Annotated in this window: 9 protein-coding genes; all 9 read left to right on the forward strand. The window is 73.3% G+C overall.

Annotated features, from left to right (window positions below):
• The first annotated feature begins 44 nt into the window (after positions 1-44).
• Positions 45-3,629: an AMP-binding protein gene (locus AB0M27_RS14590; RefSeq protein ID WP_365721492.1), complete on the forward strand. Its 3,585-nt coding sequence runs from the start codon at positions 45-47 to the stop codon at positions 3,627-3,629.
• The gene (locus AB0M27_RS14595) at positions 3,626-5,437 is read left to right on the forward strand and encodes an acyl-CoA dehydrogenase family protein (RefSeq protein WP_365721494.1); all 1,812 of its coding nucleotides are present in this window, start codon (positions 3,626-3,628) and stop codon (positions 5,435-5,437) included. Before AB0M27_RS14590 ends, AB0M27_RS14595 begins: the two co-directional genes overlap by 4 nt.
• Positions 5,434-5,703, forward strand: coding sequence for an acyl carrier protein (locus AB0M27_RS14600; RefSeq protein ID WP_365721496.1), 270 nt, complete (start codon positions 5,434-5,436; stop codon positions 5,701-5,703). The genes AB0M27_RS14595 and AB0M27_RS14600 overlap by 4 nt, the downstream gene beginning before the upstream one ends.
• A 41-nt stretch (positions 5,704-5,744) precedes the next feature.
• The gene (gene sbnA, locus AB0M27_RS14605; RefSeq protein ID WP_365721498.1) at positions 5,745-6,728 is read left to right on the forward strand and encodes a 2,3-diaminopropionate biosynthesis protein SbnA; all 984 of its coding nucleotides are present in this window, start codon (positions 5,745-5,747) and stop codon (positions 6,726-6,728) included.
• Between the two features lie 6 nt (positions 6,729-6,734).
• A complete protein-coding gene (locus tag AB0M27_RS14610) occupies positions 6,735-8,081 on the forward strand; it encodes a condensation domain-containing protein (RefSeq protein ID WP_365721500.1) in 1,347 nt (448 codons plus the stop codon).
• 114 nt (positions 8,082-8,195) lie between these two features.
• Positions 8,196-9,194: a 2,3-diaminopropionate biosynthesis protein SbnB gene (gene sbnB / locus AB0M27_RS14615; protein ID WP_365721502.1), complete on the forward strand. Its 999-nt coding sequence runs from the start codon at positions 8,196-8,198 to the stop codon at positions 9,192-9,194.
• Between the two features lie 108 nt (positions 9,195-9,302).
• Positions 9,303-9,521, forward strand: a complete 219-nt coding sequence (locus AB0M27_RS14620) for an MbtH family NRPS accessory protein (protein WP_365721505.1) — start codon at positions 9,303-9,305, stop codon at positions 9,519-9,521.
• Between the two features lie 42 nt (positions 9,522-9,563).
• Positions 9,564-14,621, forward strand: a complete 5,058-nt coding sequence (locus tag AB0M27_RS14625; RefSeq protein ID WP_365721507.1) for an amino acid adenylation domain-containing protein — start codon at positions 9,564-9,566, stop codon at positions 14,619-14,621.
• On the forward strand, positions 14,618-20,162 hold a 5,545-nt coding region (locus tag AB0M27_RS14630), incomplete at its 3' end, for an amino acid adenylation domain-containing protein (protein WP_365721509.1). The genes AB0M27_RS14625 and AB0M27_RS14630, both read left to right, overlap by 4 nt.

Genomic DNA, 20,162 nt, shown 5'->3' on the forward strand with positions numbered 1-20,162 from the left:
TGTGCGAACGCGGCCCAACGAGCCGCAGAGGGTGAGTAGTTGGGGTGACCGACTTCGAAAGCTTCGTCAGTGCACTGCGCCGCAGGGTCGCACGGACACCCGCGCGCAGCGCAGTCCGCTTCAGCGCCGGAGAGGCAGAGGAGCACCTGACGTACGGAGAACTGGACGAGCGGGCCCGGGCCGCCGCGCAGTGGCTCGGGCGGCGGGCACTGCCCGGCGAACGGGTGCTGGTGTCCTGCGGCCCCGGCACCGGCTTCGTCCGTGCCTTCCTCGCCTGCCTCTACGCGGGGACGGTCCCGGTCCCGGTGCCCCTGCCCGGCGGGTTCGGGCGGCAGGAGTCGCGCACCACCGCGATCGCCGCCGACACCGGAGCCCGGCTGGTGCTGACCGACGAGTCCGGGCTGCCCGCCGTGACCCGCTGGCTGGAGACCGGGCGTGCGGAGCTGCCGGACCTGGCCGCGGCCGCCGTGGAGACCGCCGAGCATGCCGGCGACGCCGAGGCCTGGGCCGAACACGAGGTGGAACCAGGCACGTTGTGCTTCCTGCAGTACACCTCCGGCTCCACAAGCGACCCGAAGGGCGTGATGGTGCCGCACGGCGCGCTCGTGCACAACCTGCGGCTGATGCGCGACAGCCACGGCTGGCACGGCGACATGACCTGGTGCAGCTGGCTGCCCGCCTACCACGACATGGGCCTCATCGCGATGATGCTGGCCCCGCTCCACCTGGGCGGCACCGCCGTGCTCATGTCGTCCACCGACTTCCTCAAGCATCCCGTCTCCTGGCTGCGGCTGATCGACCGGTACGGCGCGGACATCAGCTGCGCCCCGAACTTCGCCTACGACCTGTGCGCGCGGCACCTCACCGAGGAGCAGACCGTGGGGCTCGACCTGTCCCGCTGGACGTACGCGTGCAACGGCGCCGAGCCGGTCGACGCCGCGACCCTGGACCGGTTCGCCAAGCGCTTCACGGGCGCCGGCTTCTCGGCGCGGTCCCTGCTGCCCGGCTACGGCCTCGCCGAGGCCACGCTCTATGTCTCGGGAACCCCGGCCGACGAGCCGCCGACGGTGCTGCGCGCCGACGCCGCGGCCCTGGCCCGTGACGAGGTGGCCGAGGCCGGGCCCGGGGCCACGGTGCGGGAGCTGGCCGGCAGCGGCGTGGTGCGCGGCCTCGACGTGCGCGTCGTGGACGCCGCGACCCGGACCGAGCTGCCCGAGGGGAGGGTCGGCGAGATCTGGATCCGCGGCGACAGCGTCGCGCTCGGTTACTGGAACCGGCCCGAGGAGACCGAGCAGACCTTCCGCGCGACGACCGCCGACGGCCACGGCCCCTTCCTCCGCACCGGCGACCTCGGGGCGCTGCGCTCCGGGCAGCTGTACGTCACCGGTCGGCTCAAGGAAATGATCATCGTGCACGGGCGGAACCTGTATCCGCACGACATCGAGCGCGAACTGCGCGACCTCGACGCGGCCTTCGCCGAACTGCCCGCCGCCGTCTTCGCGTGCCGGCCCGACACCGGCGCCACCGAGGAGATCGTGGCGGTGCAGGAGGTGCGCGGTCGCGGCCGCTCCGCCGAGGAGCTGACCGCTCTGGCCCGCACCGCGCGGGCCGGGCTCGCACGTCGCCTCGGGGTCCGGGTCGGCGGCGTCGTCCTCGTCAAGCCCGGACGGATCAGCCGCACAACGAGCGGCAAGATCAGGCGCACCCGGATGAGGACCCTGTTCGAGACCGGCGAACTCGCCTCGCTGCACGAGGAGTTGTCGGCCGAGCTGCGCGCCGCCTTCCGCGCCCCGGCCGGCCCCTCCCGCCCCGCCCACCAGCTGAGCGTTCCGCCCACACCGGCCGGCGCGGACTGGGACCCCCTCGCACTCGCCAGGGAGCTGGAGGTGCGCCTGGGCGACCCGCACGACGAACGCCGGGAGTTCTCCTACCGGCGTGTCGCGGAACTCGACCGGGCGGAGGCGTTCCCCGCGGTGGTCTGCCGGGAACTGGACGCGCTGGGCGTGCCGCGCTGGTTCGTGCCCGCCGAGCACGGCGGCGAACTGCGCAGCGGCGAGGAGCTGCTGCAGCTGATCAGGATGCTGTCCCGGCGCGACTTCACCTCCGCCCTCGCCCACGCCAAGACCTATCTGGGAGCCGTGTCCGTCTGGGTCGCGGGCAGCACGGAGCAGGCCGAGGAACTCGCCGGACGGATCACCCGGGGCGCGGTCGTCTCCCTGGCGCTCACCGAACAGGCCCACGGCAGCGACCTGCTGGCCGGCGGGCTGCGGGCCGAACGCACCGAGCGTGGCTGGCGGCTCGACGGCGAGAAGTGGCTCATCAACAACGCGACCCGGGCCGACCTCGTCTGCGTGCTGGCCCGCACGAAGCAGGAGGGCGGCAGCCGTGGCTTCAGCCTCTTCCTGGTCGACAAGGCCGGCCTCGCCGAGGGAAGTTGGCGGGCACTGCCGCACGTGCCGACACACGGCGTGCGCGGCGCGGACATCAGCGGCATCGCCTTCACCGGCGCCGAGATACCCGCAGACGCCCTGGTGGGACGGGAGGGCGAGGGTCTGGAGACCGTACTCAAGGGCTTCCAGATCACCCGCACCCTGTGCTCCGCGATGTCCCTGGGCATGACGGACCACGCACTGCGCGTCGCCGTCGGCTTCGCCCGTACCCACCTCCTGTACCGGCGCCCGCTCGCCGAACTCCCGCACGCGGCGCGCAGTCTGGCCGAGTGCTATGCCGACCTGCTGGCCATGGAGGCCGTGAGCCTCGTCGCGACCCGCTCCGTGCACACCCTGACCGAGGAGCAGAGCCTGGTGTCGGCCGCGGTCAAGTATCTGGTGCCGACCCTGGGCGACGAGGTGATCGGCGCGTTGCGCGGGCTGCTCGGCGCCCGGGCGATGCTGGAGGCGGACTTCGCCGACGGCGCCTTCCAGAAACTGGAGCGCGACCACCGTATCGTCGGCATTTTCGACGGCAGTACGGCCGTCAACCTCAACTCCCTGATCAACCAGTTCCCCGTGCTCCACCGTGGCTGGCGTGCGCGGCGCGCCGACCTCGACGGGGTTGCCGCGGCCGCCCGGCTGGACGGGCCGCCGCCCGCCCTCGACCACGGCCGGCTCACCCTGTACGCCCGCTCCGGTTCCGGTGTGGTGCAGTCACTGCCCGAGGCCGTGCGCCGGATCGAGGAGACGGCGCCACTTTCCGTGGCTGAGCGTGCCCGGGCCCTGCTGGCCGTCGCGGACGAGGTGCACGAGGAGATGGCCGCCCATCGGCACCGTGCGCGTGCCGTGCCCGCTGCGGCGTTCGCCTCCGCCCGCAGATACGCCCTGGTGTACGCGGGCGCGGCGAGCGTGCGCCTGTGGCTGGAGAACGCCGGCACCACCCGGGCGACGGGTCCGCTGTGGGAGGGCGCCGCCTGGCTGGACGCCGTGCTGGCCCGGCTGCTGCACCGCCTCACCCGGGTGCCCGACCTGGACGACGTCGACGGTCCGGCCCTGGACCGTCTGCCGCCCGCGCTGTACGCGCAGGCCGACCGGGGACTGCTGTTCTCGTTGCTGCACTGCCCGCTGGCCGAAGGCGTGGCGACCACCGACCGCACGGCGACCGACCCCACCCGTTCGGCGAAGGGCGCGGCATGACGAACCTGCTGACCACCGGCGCGACACAGGACCCGGCGGACCACGCCACCGCCCTGGAGCGCATCCAGCGCCTGGAGGCCCTGCTCGGCGACCCGGGGGATCCGGACAACCCCCTCGGTCTGCGGGCGGTCCTCGCCGCCGACGAGCGGGGGGAGCTGCTGCCCGAAGGGGAGCGGGCACTGGCCGCGTTCGGGCTCGGAGCCGAGTTCGTCCCGGCCGCGCTCGGCGGACGCTTCGCGCGCGCCGACCGCTTCTCGCTGCTCATGCGGAGCCTGTTCCGGCGCGACTGCAGCCTGGGCATCGGCCACGGCGTCACCAGCTTCATCGCGGGGCTGCCCGTCTGGGCGGACGGCAGCGCCGAGCAGCGGCGCAGGGCGGCCGAGCTGCTGTGCGGCGGCGGCCGGATCGTCGCCGCCTACACCGAGCTCGACCACGGCAGCGACTTCGCCCGCGTCTCGCTCGCCGCGCGGCCCGCACCCGACGGCTACCTCCTCGACGGAGGCAAGCAACTGGTCAACAACATCGGCCGGGCCGAGGCAGCCGTGCTGTTCGCCCGTACCGACGACCGACCGGGCAGCCGCAGCCACTCGCATCTGCTCGTGGACCTCGACGCGCTGCCCGCCGACCGCGTGGACCGCTCGGCCCGATACGCCACCTCGGGTGTGCGGGGGTGCCTGCTCGGCGGCGTCGCCTTCGACGACTGCCCCGTTCCGGCCGACGCGCTGCTGGGCCAGGAGGGCGGCGCCATGGAGACGGTGCTGAAGGTCTTCCAGGTGACCCGGTGCGTGCTGCCCGGCATGGTCGTGGGCGTCGGGGACGGCCAGCTGCGCGCGGTCCTCGACTTCGCGGAGGAGCGGCGGCTGTACGGCGGACCGGTGAGTGCACTGCCCCTGCCCCGCACCGTCCTGACCGAAGCCTTCGTCGACCTGCTGACGTGCGACGCGCTGTCCATGGTCGCCGCCCGGTCGCTGCACCTGCTGCCCGAGGAGGCGAGCGTCCGGTCGGCGGCCGTCAAGTACCTCGTGCCGAAAATGCTGCAGGACAACTCCTACCGGCTGGGTGTGCTGCTGGGCGCGCGCAGCTACGTACGCGAGGGCCCGTACGCCGGCTTCCAGAAGGCGGCCCGCGACCTGCCCGTCGTCGCGCTCGCTCATGCGAGCGGGGCCGTGTGCCTGTCGAACATCGTGCCGCAGCTGCCCCGGCTCGCCGAGCGGGCCTGGCGACCGGCCCTGGACCGCGTACCCTCCGCGCCCGCGGTCCCCGAGACGCTGTTCCGCCTGCACGACCCGCTGCCCGCACTCGACTTCACCCGGCTGGAACTTTCCACGCGCGGCGCGGACAGCCTGGCCGGTTACCTCCCGGCGCTCGCCGACGAACTCGACCGGGAGGCCGCCCACCGACCGGAGATCGCCGAACTCGCCCGACTCGCCGACGCGTTCACGGCCGAGCTGGCCGACCTGACGCGGCGCGCCGACGCCCTGTCACCCCGGGACCGCACTCCGGTGGCCGGCCGGCGCGCCTTCCTGCTGGCGGAGCGGTACGCCCATCTCCTCGCGGCCGCCGCCTGCCTGGGCGTCTGGCGGGCAGCCGGTCCGGGCGATCCCTTTCTCGCCGATGCGCTCTGGGTCACCGCGGCGCTGCGGCGCCTTGCCGAACACCTCGGCCTGAGCCGGCAGCCGCTCCCCGAAAGCGCGGTCGACGCGCTGTACGAGGAGCTCGCCGGACGACATCGGGCCTCCCACACCTTCGACCTGTTCCGTACCGGGCTCGCCACACGTGCCCTGTCCGCCAAGGAAGTTGACTCATGACCGACATCACCGCTGCGTCCGCCGCCTCGCCCGAAGTGATCCGCACCTGGCTGACCGAACGGGTCGCCTACTACCTCGAGTGCTCACCGGCGGACCTCGACCAGGGCGCGGAACTCACCGAAATGGGGCTCGACTCCGTATACGCACTGAACCTCTGCGGCGACGTGGAGGACCGGTTCGGGCTCGTCGTGGAGCCCACCCTGGCCTGGGACCACCCGACGATCGACGCGATCACCCTGTTCCTCTCGGCCGAACTGGCCCAGTAGACCCGCCCGTTCTGTCGTGACTCCTCCGGGAAGGGGCGACCGTGCCCGAGAAGACGTTCCCAGGCATCCTGTCCACCGTCGGGAACACCCCGCTCGTCCAACTCGAGAGACTGATCCCCCACTTCGGCTCGCGCGTGTTCGGCAAGATCGAGAGATTCAACCCGGGCGGCAGCATCAAGGACCGGTCCGCCCTGGGCATGCTGGTCGCCGCGATCCGCAGTGGTGAGGTGGAACCCGGTCGCTCCGTGATCGTCGAGTCCAGCTCGGGCAACCTGGCCGTCGGACTCGCCCAGATCTGCCGTTACTTCGGGCTGCGCTTCATCTGCGTGGTGGACGGCAAGACCACCCAGCAGAACCTCGCCATCCTCAAGGCGTTCCGCGCCGAGGTCGAGGTCGTCACCGAACGCGACGACAAGACCGGCGAGTACCTGCCCGTCCGGCTGCGCCGGGTGCGCGAGCTCGTGGCGCAGATCCCGGACGCGTACTGGCCCAACCAGTACGAGAGCCTGCTCAACCCCAAGGCCCACGAGACCACCATGCGGGAGATCGAGGAGTGCCTCGACGGCCGCGTCGACTACCTCTTCTGCTCGGTCAGCACCTTCGGCACCCTGCGCGGCTGCCGCGACCACATCCGGGCGCGCGGTCTGGACACCACCGTGGTGGCCGTCGACGCGATGGGCAGCGCCATCTTCGGGCTGGAATCCACCCAACGGCTCATCCCCGGGCACGGCGCCTCCGTGGTGCCCCCGCTGAAGGACTCCTCCGCGGCCGACGAGGTGGTGCACATCTCCGATCTGGAATGCGTCGTCGCATGCCGGCGGCTCGTCGCCCGTGAGGCGGTGCTCGCCGGCGGCTCGTCCGGAGCGACCGTGGCGGCCCTGTGGAAGATCAGGCACCGCATTCCGGAGGGCTCGAACTGTGTCCTCATCTTCCCCGACGGCGGCGACCGCTATCTCAACACCATCTACTCGGACACCTGGGTGCGGGAGAACTTCGGTGACGTCTCACACCTGTGGAAGGACTGACGGTCCATGCTCATGTCCGCCGGCCAGGAAGCGCTCTGGCTCGCCCACCAACTGGACCCGGACAGTCCCGCATACAACGTCGTACTCGCCGTGCGGCTGCGCGACCGGGTCCGCACCGACGTCCTGCAGGAGGCGCTGACCGCGCTCGTGGCCCGCCACGAACTGCTGCGCTCCCGCTTCCCCGCGACCGACGAGGGCCCGGCGCGCCGGACCGAAGCGCCCGCGACGGTGCGCCTGGACGTCCGCGAGGTGCCCGAGGCCGACGAGGCCGAGCTGGTCCGGCTCGCGGGGCAGGCCGGGCGGGAGCCCTTCCGGCTCGGCCGGGCGGGTGCCTTCCGCGCGGTACTGCTGCGCCGGGCCGGCGACGACGCCGTCCTCGTCACGGTCACCCATCACATCGTCAGCGACGCCACCTCGCAGTGGCTGCTCGTCCGCGACCTGTTCGCCGAGTACGGGGCACGTACCGGGCAGCCCGCGGCGGCGGCCGCGGCGGTGTCCGGCTGGGACGAACAGGTGCGGGCGGAACGGGACTTCGTGACCTCGCCGCGCGGCAGGCGGGCGGCCGCGTACTGGCGGGCCGTGGGCGAGGGACTCGAGGCGGCCGCGCTGCCCACCGACCGGCCACGACCGCCGCAGCGCACCCTCAACGGGGCCACCCACGAGTTCGCGCTCGACCCGCCGACCGCGCGGCGGCTGCGGGAGACCTCGGCGGAGCGCGCCCTGACCCCGTTCGCCTGGCTGCTCGGCACCTTCCAGGCAGCGCTGCACCGGTCCGGATGCGGCGACGGGTTCCTCATCGGCTGCCCGGTCACCACCCGCTTCACGCCCGGCACGCGGGAGGCCGTCGGCTACTACGTCAACATCCTTCCGATCGCCGCCCGCCTCACCCCCGCGACGACGCTGGCGCAGACCGTCGAATCGGCGCAGCGGCAGCTGCGCACCGGCATGGCCCACGCCCGCCATCCCGTCGAGCTGCTGGCCGGCGGCCCGGCCCGAGGGCCCCTGTTCCGGATCTCCTGCACCCTGGTCGCCGCCGACCGGCTGCCGATCGAGGGCCTGTACGAGGGCCCGGCGCGGCTCGGCGGTCTTCGGGCCGAGCTGTGCGACGTACCGCAGCAGGAGGGCCAGCTCGACCTGACCGTCGAGATCCTCCAGGACTCCCACGGCTTCCGGGCGGTGCTGCGCTACAACACCGACCTGTTCGACGCCGACACCGTCGAACGGTTCGGCGGCACCTGGCAGCGCCTGCTCAGGGTGTCCCTCGACGCCCCCGCCACCAGGGTGGCCGACGTCGCCCTCGTCGCCCAGGACGACCTGGAGTTCCTTCTGGCGCTGGGGTCGGACACGCCCTGACCGGGTGGCGTAGGGCCGGCCGTATGAGCCGTATAGGGCGCATATAGCAGCGGAACCCACCATCGCTCCGTCAACAGTGCCCTGCCCCCGCCCGTCCCGCAGAGAGGGAACCCCATGCTGATCCTCCGACGCACCGACGTGACGGACGTCCTGTCCGGCCGGGAGGCGGAGATCATCGACCTCGTCGCCGACACCTACCGGCTGCACGACGCGGGACAGACGTCCCTGCCTCACTCGGTGTTCCTGCGCTTCCCCGAAGAACACCACAGCCGCGATCGCATCATCGGCCTGCCCGCCTACCGCGGCGGCGAGCGGCCTGCCGCGGGAATGAAGTGGATAGCCTCCTTCCCCGGCAACGTCACCTCCGGCACCGAGCGGGCCAGCGCCGCCATCCTCCTCAACTCCCTCGCGCACGGCCGTCCCCTCGCCCTCGTCGAGGGCGCGGTGATCTCCGCCCGGCGGACCGCGGCGAGCGCCGCGCTCGCCGCCAGGGAGCTCACCGCGGCACACCCGCCGGCCTCCGTCCTGCTCGTCGGCTGCGGCGTGATCAACCTGGAGATCCTGCGCTTCCTCGCCGCCGCCCTGCCGGACCTGCGCGAGGCCGCCCTCTACGACACCGACCCCGCGCGCGCCGAGGCGTTCGCGGTCCGCTGCGCCGAGGAGGTGCCCGACGTGAAGGCCCATCCGGTGAGCGACCTGGCCGCCGGGCTCGGCGCGCACCGGCTGGTCTCGCTGGCCACCACCGCGGCGACCCCGCACATGGCCCTCTCCGACTGCGGGCCGGACACCACCGTGCTGCACGTCTCGCTGCGGGACCTGACGGCCGAGGCGATCCTCGGCGCCGTCAACGTGGTCGACGACGCCGACCACGTCTGCCGCGAGCGCACCTCCCTCGACCTCGCCCAGCAGGCCGCCGGGAACCGGGACTTCATCGCCGCACCGATCGGCGCACTGCTGCGCGGCACCGCCACCGTGCGCCGGGAGCCGGAGCGACCCGTCGTCTACTCCCCGTTCGGTCTCGGCGTACTGGACGTGGCGCTGGCCGAGTTCGTGCGCGAGGAAGCCGAACGGCGTGGCCTCGGAGTTCGCGTCGACGACTTCCTGCCCGCCTGAGCCCTCAGGCGGGCGCTCGCGCACCGCGCCCGGCGCGGACCCATCGCACCGCCACCCGAACCGGCGGCCCGGCCGGGGCCGCCGACCGCATCCACGAAGGAGTTCCCCATGACCGCCGAGCAGACCGAAGGCCCTCGCCAGCGCGTGGTGTCCAACGACGAGGAGCAGTACTCGCTGTGGCCCGTCGGGCGGGAGCTGCCCGCCGGGTGGCACGCCGAGGGCACCGAGGGCACGCGCGAAGAGTGCCTGGCCCGGATCGCCGAGGTGTGGACCGACATGCGCCCGCTGAGCCTGCGCCGTCACATGTACAAGTCCTCCGCGGTCTGAGTCCGCGTCCGCCCGACAGCCAGGTCAGTGACAGGAGTTGCCGTGAACGCCGAACTGCTTCCGGAACGCTTCGCCGAGCAGGCGTTCCGTACGCCCCACGCCGTTGCCGTTGCCGTCGCCGACGGCGACCGGGCGGTGACGTACGAGGAGCTGGACCGCGCCTCCCTGCGCATGGCCCGCCGCCTCCGGGACCTGGGGGCGGGGCCCGAGACGCTGGTCGGGGTGTGCCTGCACCGCAGCGTCGACCTGGTGGTCGCACTGCTGGGCGTCTGGCGGGCCGGGGCGGGCTACGTGCCGCTCGACCCCGCCCAGCCGCCGGCCCGCCTGTCCGGCCTGATCCACGACTCCGGGGCGGACCTGGTGCTGGCCGGCCCGGACCTGGAGAACGCGGTGACCGAGGCCGGAGCCCGGCGCGTCGGTCCCGGGGAACTGCCGGGCGCCCCGGAGCAGGACGCGTCCACGCCGCTGCCCGCAGTCCACCCGGACAACGTCGCGTACGCCATCTTCACCTCGGGCTCCACCGGGAAGCCCAAGGCCGTCACCGTCACCCACGGGGGCATCGCGAACCGGGTCGGCTGGACCGTGGAGCGCCACGCCCTCGGCGCCGCGGACCGCGTGCTGCAGAAGACCACCATCGGCTTCGACGCCGCAGGGTGGGAGATCTTCGCACCGCTGGTCAGCGGCGGCACCGTCGTGCTCGCCCCGGCGGGCGCCGAACGCGACCCCGCCGCGCTGCTGCGCGCGGTCGCCGACCACGGCATCACCGTGCTGCAGGTCGTACCCTCCGTGCTGCGCCTGCTCGTCGAACAGAACCCCAGGGACGGCGCGGACACCGCGGGCGACTGGGGCCGGTGCGGTTCACTGCGGCTCCTGTTCTCCGCGGGCGAGACCCTGCACGCGGAGCTCGTCGCGCGGGTGCGGGAGGAGGCCGGGGCTGACCTGGAGGTCTGGAACACCTACGGCCCGACCGAATGCTCCATCGACGTCACCGCCCAGCCCGTCGACGCCGCCCTCACGTCCGGACCGGTGCCCATCGGCCGCCCCATCCCCGGCCTGCGGGTGCTCGTCCTCGACTCCAACGGTGCCCCCGTGCCGGTCGGTGTCCCCGGCGAGCTGTATGTCGGCGGCACCGGCGTCGCCCGCGGCTACGCCGGGCGCCCCGACCTGACCGCCGAGCGGTTCGTTCCCGACCCCTACGCCACCGAGCCCGGCGCGCGCCTGTACCGCACCGGGGACCAGGTGCGCTGGCGAGCCGACCGCACCCTGGAGTACCTCGGGCGCCTCGACCACCAGGTGAAGGTGAACGGCGTCCGGATCGAACCCGGTGAGATCGAGGCCGCTCTCGCCGCCCACCCCTCCGTCACCGGCGCCGTGGTCACGGCGTACCGGGCCGAGGACGGCGGCACGCGGCTGGCCGCGTACCTGACCGCGAGCGCCGATGTGGACACCGCCGGCCTGCGGGCCTTCCTGGCCGAGCGGCTGCCCGACAGCCATGTCCCCGCGCTTCTCCACACCCTCGAAGCCTTCCCGCTGCTGCCCAACGGCAAGGTCGACCGGGCCGCGCTGCCGAGCCCGGACGAGATCGCCGCCGCGCACCGGCCCGCCTTCACAGCCCCGCGTGACACGGCGGAGCGGCTCGTCGCAGACGTGTGGGCGGAGCTGCTCGGCCGGGAGAAGGTCGGTGCCGACGACGACTTCTTCGCCCTGGGCGGCACGTCCCTCCAGCTGACCCGCCTCGCCGCGCGGCTGCGCGCCGCGTCGGGCGAGAAGATCTCGCTGCGCGGCCTGTTCGCCGCCACCACCGTCGAGGCGCAGGCGAAGCTGATCGGCGCCGCCGCGACGTCCGGCGAGGAGGCGGGCATCCGCCCGGTGCCGCGCGGCGGGCAGCTGCCGCTGTCCTCGGGCCAGCGCCGGCTGTGGTTCCTGGACCGGATGCACCCCGGCAGCCCCGAGTGGGTCGCCCCGCTCTTCCTGCGGCTGCCCGCCGAACTGGACCCCGCAGCCGTGGGCGCCGCCCTGGCCGCCCTGGCCGCCCGGCACGAGCCGCTGCGCACGCGCTATGTCGCCGAGGGCGGTGACGTGCGCCAGATCATCGACCCGCCGGGTACCGCCGGCATCGACCTGCGGGTGGCGGACGCCTCACGCGAGGAGGTGCCCGCGCTCTTCGCCGACCAGTTCGGGCGCGGCTTCGACCTGGCCGCGGGACCGCTGTGGCGGGCGCTGCTCGTGCGGCTGCCCGGCGAGGAACACCTGCTGCTGCTGACGCTGCACCACATCACCTGTGACGGCTGGTCGACGGTGGTGCTGGAGCGCGAACTGCGCGAGCTCTGCGCGGCCCACCCGGCCGGCCGCGAGCCCCAACTGCAGGACCTTCCCCTGCAGTACGCGGACTACGGCGCCTGGCAGCACGCCCGGCTCAGCGAGGAGCTGGTCGAGCGCGAGCTGGCCCACTGGCGGGCCGCACTCGACGGCGTCGCCCCCGTCGACCTGCCTGCCGACCGCCCCCGGCCCGCGGTCCGTGACCCGCACGGAGCGGTCGTGCCCTTCCGGGTCCCCGCACCGACCGCGGCGGCCCTGAGCGAGCTCGGCCGTGCGCACGGTGCGACGCCGTTCATGACGCTGCTGACGGCGTACGCCACGCTCGTGGCGCGCTACAGCGGCCAGTGGGACGTGCCGGTCGGCACCCCGGTGGCCGGCCGCACCCGGCCCGAGACCGAGAACATGGTCGGCTTCTTCCTCAACTCCCTCGTGGTGCGCTGCGACCTGACGCCCGGCCTGAGTTTCACCGAGGCCCTGGATCGCGTCCGGGAGGTCGCCCGTGCGGCCTTCGTCCACCAGGAGCTCCCCTTCGAACGGCTCGTCGACGAGCTGCAGACCGAGCGCGACCTGTCCCGCACGCCGCTCTACCAGGTCGCCTTCGACCTGCACAGCGAGGGTGTGACCAGCGTCGTCACGCACGACGCGGACCTGGCCGCGTTCACCGAGGCCTGGCAGGTGGCCAAGACCGATCTGTCGCTGTTCATGCGGCAGACCCCCGGGGGCGCGCTGGACGGCGTCCTGGAGTACGCCACCTCGCTGTTCGAGCGGGCCACCGTCGAGCGCATGGCCGGTCACTTCCTCACCCTCCTGGACCAGGTCGTGCGCCATCCCGGCCTGCCGCTCGGAGACCTTGAGCTGCTCGGGGAGGAGGAGCGCCGCCGACTGGTCGCCGACTGGAACGACACCGCGTGGACGACCGACGACCGCTCCGTCTTCGAGCGGTTCGAGGACCAGGCCCGCAGCGCCCCGGAGCGCGTCGCGCTGGCCTCCGGCGAGCACACCGTCGGCTACGGCGAGCTGGACACCGCCGCCAACCGGCTCGCTCAGCACCTGCGCACGAAGTGCGTGGGCGCCGAGTCGCGGGTCGCGGTGCTGCTGGACCGCGGGCCGGACCTGGTGACCGCGCTGCTCGCGGTGTGGAAGGCGAGCGGCGCCTATGTGCCCATCGACCCCACCTACCCAGCCGAGCGCATCGCCGCGATGTGCGAGGCGGCCGGGGTACGCACGGTGGTGACCTCCTCCGCGTACGAGAAGCGGTTCACCGCATCCGGTGTGCGGGTGGTGCGCCTGGACACGGACGCGGACGACATCGCCGCGCGCCCCGGCGCCGCACCCGCCCGGACCAGGGACCTGGACCGGCTCGCGTACACCGTCTTCACCTCGGGTTCGACCGGTGTGCCCAAGGGCGTCGAGGTCACCCACCGGGGCCTGGCCAACCACGTGGCGTGGGCCGCGCGCGAGCTGGCGGGGCACGACTACGGTGGCGCGGCGCTGTTCTCCTCGGTCGCCTTCGACCTCGTCGTCCCCAACCTGTGGGCGCCTCTGGTCACCGGGCAGCGGCTGTTCCTGCTGCCTCAGCACACGGACATGTCCGAGCTCGGCAAACGCCTTGCGGAGGCCGCCCCGTTCAGCTTCCTGAAGCTGACGCCGGGCCACCTGGACATCCTGGCGCACCAGCTCTCCCCGGCCCAGGCGAGCGCGCTGACCCCCCTGACGGTGGTGGCGGGCGAGCCGTTCACCCGGGCCGCGCTGGAGCGCTGGCGGGAACTGGCCCCGGACATGCTGCTGATCAACGAGTACGGCCCCACCGAGGCCTCCGTCGGAACCAGCGTCTTCCCGGTGCCGCAGGACGAGGCGGCGCCGCTCCCCGACGTGCTGCCGATCGGCCTGCCGCTGCCCGGCATGACCATGTACGTGCTGGATCCGGCCCTGCGGCCGGTGCCGGTCGGCGTCGCCGGCGAGCTGTATGTCGGCGGCACCGGCGTGGCCCGCGGCTACGCGGGCCGCCCCGACCTGACCGCCGAGCGGTTCGTCCCCGACCCCTACTCCACCGAGCCCGGAGCCCGCCTCTACCGCACCGGAGACCTGGTCCGCCGGCTGCCGGACGGAAACGTGGCCTTCCTCGGCCGCCTCGACGACCAGGTCAAGATCCGCGGCTACCGCGTCGAGCCCGGTGAGATCCGGGCCGTCGTGGAGCAGCACCCCGCCGTGCGCGAGGCCGTGATCACCGTCCACCGGCCCGAGGGCGGCGAACCCGCGCTGGCCTGCTACGTGGTGCCCGCCGAGCCCGGTACCGCGCAGCCCGACCTCACCGCCCACTGTGCGCGGCGGCTGCCCGAGTACATGATCCCGGCGACCTTCACCGCTCTGGACGCCCTGCCCGTCAACGCCAACGGCAAGCTCGACCGCCGGGCGCTGCCCGAGCCCGGGCGGCCCGTGGACGGGGCGCACGTCCCGCCGAGCGGGCCCGTCGAGGAGCGCATCGCCGAGATCTGGGCGGAACTGCTCGGCGTCCGGGCCTCGGCGCACGACAACTTCTTTCACATCGGCGGCAACTCGATCCTCGCGATCCGCCTGATCTCGCACATCCAGCAGGACTTCGGGATCGACTTCGCCGTCCGCACCGTCTTCGAGGGCCCGACGATCGCCCAGCTCGCGGCCACGGTCGAGCAGCGTGTCACGGCCGAGGTGGCCGCGCTCTCCGACGACGACCTGCTGAACGCCGTCGGCCCCCTTGCCACGGCCGACCTCACCCCGCCGACCAAGGAGCACCAGGCATGAGCACCGGGGAAATGGAGAAGCCCGTCGACTCGGGCACGGATGCCGACGCGCTCCGCGCCGAGCTGCTGCGCCGGCGACTCGCGGGCTATCGCGGCGCCGCGGCGCGCCGCACCGAGATTCCCCGCGCCGACCGGAACGCCCCGCTGCCCCTGTCGCACGGTCAGCAGCAGATGTGGTTCCTCAGCCGACTGGAGCCCGACAGTCCCGAGTACCTCGTGCCGCTGGTCCTCAGGCTGCGCGGCCACCTCGACGCCGACGCGCTGGAACAGGCCTGGCAGGGCGTGCTGGAGCGGCACGAGGTCCTGCGCACCCGCTACGTCCTCCAGGGCGACGAGCCGGTGCAGGTCGTCGACGCCCCGGGACCGCTGCCCCTGGCACGGTCCGCGGCGGCCGACGACGACGGCGTGCGCGCCCTGGTCGAGGCGGACCTGGCCCGGACGTTCGACCTCGGCCGCGACTGGCCGGTACGCGGCCGGCTGATCAGCATCGCCCCCGACGAGCACGTGCTCGCCGTGGTGTTCCACCACATCGCCTGCGACGCCTGGTCCACCGAGGTCTTCGGCCGGGAGCTCTGCGCGACGTACACGGGCGCGACCCTGGCCCCGCCCGCCCTGCAGTACGCCGACTTCGCGGCCTGGCAGCGCTCGACCACGACCGGTGAGGTGATCTCGCGTCACCTCGGCTACTGGACCGGACAGCTGGCCGGCCTCGCGCCGCTGGACCTGCCGGCCGACCGGCACCGCCCGGCGGTGCGCGACGGCGCCGGGGACGTGGTGCCGTTCCAGGTGCCCGAGGCCCTCGCGGCCCGGCTCCGCGAGCTGGCCGCCGCCCACGACAGCACGCTGTTCATGGTGTTCCTGGCCGCTTTCCAGACCCTGCTCGCCCGCTACACCGGCCGCTCGGACATCGCCGTCGGCACGGTGGTCTCCGGCCGCGGCCGCCCCGAACTCCAGCAGATGATCGGCTACGGCATCAACAGCCTGGTGATGCGCGGTGACCTGTCCCATGACCCGGCGTTCACCGAGCTGCTCTCCCGCACCCGCGCCACGGTGCTGGACGCATACGACCACCAGGACGTGGCCTTCGCGCGGATCGTGGAGGAGATCGCCCCGGAGCGTGACCTGTCGCGCACTCCGCTGTTCCAGGTCGCGTTCACCCTGCACGGCGATCGCAGCGCGGCGTTCGAGCTGCCCGGCGTCGAGGTGTCGCCGTTCGAGGGCTCGGGCCGGGTCGCCAAGTTCGACCTGGACCTGCAGCTGCGCGAGGGCGCCGACGGATCGCTCGGCGGGCACCTGGAGTACGCGACGGCGCTGTTCGACCGTACGACGGTGGAGCGGCTGCGCGGTCACCTTCTGCGGCTGCTCACGAGCATCGCCGCCGACCCCGGTGCGCCGCTGTCCGCGCTGGAGGTCATCGGCGAGGAGGAGCGGGCCCTGCTGACCGGACCGCCCCAGCAGCCGCGCCCGGTGACCCGCCGGGTGCACGAGCTGTTCGAGGAGCAGGCCGCGCGCACCCCGGACCGAGTCGCCGTCTCCTTCGCCGGCACGGACCTGACCTACGCCGAACTCAACGCGCGCGCCAACCGCGTCGCGCACGCCCTGATCGCCAGGGGAGCCGGCCCGGAGACCCTGGTCGGCCTGAGCCTGGAGCGCGGCGCCGACCTGATCCCCGCGCTGCTCGGCATCCTGAAGTCCGGTGCCGCCTATCTCCCGCTGGACCCGGCGAACCCCGCCGACCGGATCGCCTACATCGTCCGGGACGCGCAGGCGCCGCTGGTCGTCACCACCCAGGCGCACGCCGGGCTGTTCGACGGGGAACTGCTGCTGCTCGACGCGGACGCGGAGCTGATCGCGGCGCAGCCCGACACCGACCCGGCGGTCCCCGGCAGCCCCGGGAACCTGATCTATACGATCTACACCTCGGGTTCGACCGGCCGTCCCAAGGGCGTCGCGCTCACCCACGGCAACGTGGTCCGCCTCATGGACCGCGGCCACGAGCACTTCGCCTTCGACGCGGCCGACGTGTGGACGCTGTTCCACAGCTATGCCTTCGACTTCTCCGTCTGGGAGATGTGGGGAGCGCTGCTGTACGGCGGGCGCCTGGTCGTCGTACCCGACTCCGTCGTGCGTTCCCCCGAGGAGTTCCTCGGCCTGCTGGTGCGCGAACGGGTCACGTTCCTCAACCAGACTCCCACCGCCTTCCGCGCGCTGGTCGACACCGACGCGGACCTGGCCCTGCGCGCGGTGGTCTTCGGCGGCGAGAAGCTGGAGGTCTCCGAACTTCGGCCGTGGGCCGACCGGTTCGGCCTCGAGCGAATCGCCCTGGTCAACATGTACGGCATCACCGAGACCACGGTCCACACCACCTATCGTCGCCTCACCGAACGGGACCTGGATCCGCAGGCGGGCAACCCGGTCGGCCACCCGCTGGCCGACCTGCGGGTCCTCCTGCTGGACGAGGACGGTCGCCTGGTGCCGCTGGGCGTGCCCGGCGAGATCTGCGTCGGCGGCGCCGGAGTGGCGCGCGGCTACCTCAACCAGCCGGGCCTGACCGCGCGGCGGTTCGTGCCCGACCCGTTCGGACCGCCCGGGTCCCGCCTGTACCGCAGCGGTGACCTGGCTCGCCGGCTGGCCGACGGCAGCCTGGAGTTCCTGGGCCGCCTCGACGACCAGGTCAAGATCCGCGGCTTCCGTATCGAACTGGGCGAGATCGAGACCGGCCTGGCCGCCCATCCGCAGGTGCGGGACGCGGTCGTGCTGGTGCGCGAGGACACGCCCGGGGACAAGCGGCTCGTCGCGTACGTCACGCGCGCCGGCGACGCCGCGCCGGATCCGGGCACACTGCGCTCCCATCTGGCGGCTCGGCTCCCCGGGTACATGGTTCCGGCCGCGTTCGTCGTCCTGGACGCGCTGCCGTTGACCACCAACGGCAAGCTCGACAAGCGCGCCCTGCCGGCCCCCGGCCAGGACGCCTTGGGCTCCGCGGGCTTCGTCGCCCCGCGCACGGTCGCCGAGGAGCGGATCGCCGCCGTGTGGGCGGATGTCCTGGGGCTGGAGCGGGTCGGTGTCGAGGACGGCTTCTTCGACCTGGGCGGGCATTCCATCCGCGCCGTCACCCTGGTGGGCCGACTGCGCGCCATCGGTTACGACCTCGCCGTACGCGACGTGTTCGAGCACCGTACGGTCGCCCGCATCGCCGAGCTGGTCACCGGGCGCCCGGCGCCGGCCGACGCGGACCGCGCGGTCGAGCCGTTCGCGTCGATCACCGCCGAGGACACGGCCCGGCTGCCCGAGGGGATCGTCGACGCCTACCCGCTGTCGCAGGTGCAGCTCGGCATGGTCGTCGAGATGCTGACCGACGACGGCAAGCACCCCTACCACAACGCCACGTCGTTCCGGATCCGCGACGACCGGCCCTTCTCGGCCCAGGCGCTGCGTGCGGCCGCCGCGGTGGTCACCGACCGCCATGAGGTGCTGCGCACCTCCTTCGACCTCACCGGGTACTCCGTGCCGATGCAGCTGGTGCACGCGACCACCGAACTGCCGGTGGCCGTACACGACGTCTCGCACCTGGTGGAGGACGAACTCCTCACCGCCCTACGGGAGTTCGTCCGGCAGGAACGCGCCGAGCTGTTCGACCTCGCCGTCCCACCGCTGCTGCGTCTGTCCGCACATGTGGCGGGCGACGGCAGCTGGTGGATCACCAACACCGAATGCCACGCGATCCTGGACGGCTGGAGCCACCACTCGCTGCTCATGGAGGTGCTGGAGGAGTACGTCCGCATCCGCGACGGCGGGGATCCCGTCGAGCCGCCGCGCTCCGCCGTCCGCTTCGCCGACTTCATCGCCGCGGAGCTGGACGCCATCGGTTCCGAGGAGTCCCGCGCCTACTGGCAGTCGGTCGTGGACGGTTACGCCCGGCTGACCGTGCCCGCCCCGTGGCGCGGCGACCCGGACGACACCGGCTCCCCCTACCGGGTGCCCGTGCCGTTCCACGACCTGGAGGACCGGCTGCGCGCACTCGCTTCGAAGGCCGGCGCCTCGCTCAAGAGCGTGCTGCACGCCGCCCACCTGAAGACGCTCAGCATGCTCACCGAGGAGGAGCGCTTCTTCACCGGCCTGGTGTGCAACGCCCGGCCCGAGGTGCTCGGCGCCGACCGTGTCTACGGCATGCACCTGAACACGCTGCCGTTCGCCTACGACCGTTCGGCGGCCACGTGGCGTGAGCTGGTCGCCGCCGTGTTCGCCCGCGAGGTCGAGCTGTGGCCGCACCGCGCCTATCCGATGCCGGTCATCCAGCGCGAACTCGCCGACGGCGAGCGGCTGGTCGACATCCGCTTCAGCTACCACGACTTCGACCAGGTCGACCACGAGCAGGTCGACTACCTGGCCAGCATCGACGACAGCCCCACGGAGTTCTCGCTCGGCGTCTCGGCCCGCATCGGCCATCTCGTCCTCACCGCCGCCCCGCGCACCTTGAGCCGTTCCGGTACGGACCGCCTCGCGCACATGCTGCGTCAGGTCCTTCAGGCCATGGCCGCGGACGCGGAGGGCGATGCGCGGGCCTCCTTCCTGCCGGAGGGCGAACCGCACCGGCAGCTCGTGGAGTGGAACGACACCGCGTACGAGGAGGCGTCCGCCTCCGTGCTCCAGCGGTTCGAGGAGCAGGCCGCCCGCGTCCCGGGCGCGGTCGCCGTCGAGCACTCCGGCGCCACCGTCTCCTACGGCGAACTCGACGTCCGCGCCAACCGGCTGGCCCACCACCTGCGCGGCCTCGGCGTGACGGCGGAGTCCCGCGTCCTGGTCCGGCTCGACCGCGGGCCCGACCTGCTCACCGCACTGCTCGCGGTGTGGAAGGCGGGCGGCGCCTATGTGCCGGCCGACCCCGCCTATCCGGCGGCGCGCGTGACGACCATGCGCGAAGCCTCCGCGGCCGTGGTCACGCTCACCGAACTGCCGGACGTCGACGTGCTGGCCGCGCTGCCCGACACCGCGCCGGTGCGCGGGGACGATCCGGACGGGCTGGCGTACGTCATCTTCACCTCCGGTTCGACCGGCGTGCCCAAGGGCGTCGAGGTCACCCACCGGGGCCTGGCCAATCACGTGGGGTGGGCGGCGCGCGAGCTGGCGTCCCGCGGCACGGGCGGTGCTCCGCTGTTCTCGTCGGTCGCCTTCGACCTGGTCGTGCCCAACCTGTGGGCGCCGCTGGTCGTGGGTCAGACCGTGCACACGGTCGGGCAGGACGCCGACCTGGCCGACCTGGGACAGCGGCTCACCGCCTCGGCCCCCTACAGCTTCGTCAAGCTCACCCCCGGACATCTGGACGTTCTGGCGAGGCAGCTCACCGCCGAGGAGGCGGCCGCGCTCGCCCCGGTCCTGGTGGTGGCGGGCGAGGCGTTCACCACGGCCACGCTGGAGCGGTGGCGCTCGCTCGCTCCCGGCACGGAGCTGATCAACGAGTACGGTCCGACGGAGGCGTCGGTGGGTTCCACCGTCTTCCCGGTGCGGGAGCCGGTGGGGCGCGAGGTCGTGCCGATCGGCC

It is taken from the genome of Streptomyces sp. NPDC052107 (assembly GCF_040680215.1).
Classification (GTDB): Bacteria; Actinomycetota; Actinomycetes; order Streptomycetales; family Streptomycetaceae; genus Streptomyces.

Coding starts and splice junctions, on each gene's coding strand:
- AB0M27_RS14595 (WP_365721494.1), top strand. CDS start 3,626: ATGACGAACCTGCTGACCACCGGCGCGACACAGGACCCGGCGGACCAC.
- AB0M27_RS14600 (WP_365721496.1), top strand. CDS start 5,434: ATGACCGACATCACCGCTGCGTCCGCCGCCTCGCCCGAAGTGATCCGC.
- AB0M27_RS14610 (WP_365721500.1), top strand. CDS start 6,735: ATGCTCATGTCCGCCGGCCAGGAAGCGCTCTGGCTCGCCCACCAACTG.
- sbnB (WP_365721502.1), top strand. CDS start 8,196: ATGCTGATCCTCCGACGCACCGACGTGACGGACGTCCTGTCCGGCCGG.
- AB0M27_RS14620 (WP_365721505.1), top strand. CDS start 9,303: ATGACCGCCGAGCAGACCGAAGGCCCTCGCCAGCGCGTGGTGTCCAAC.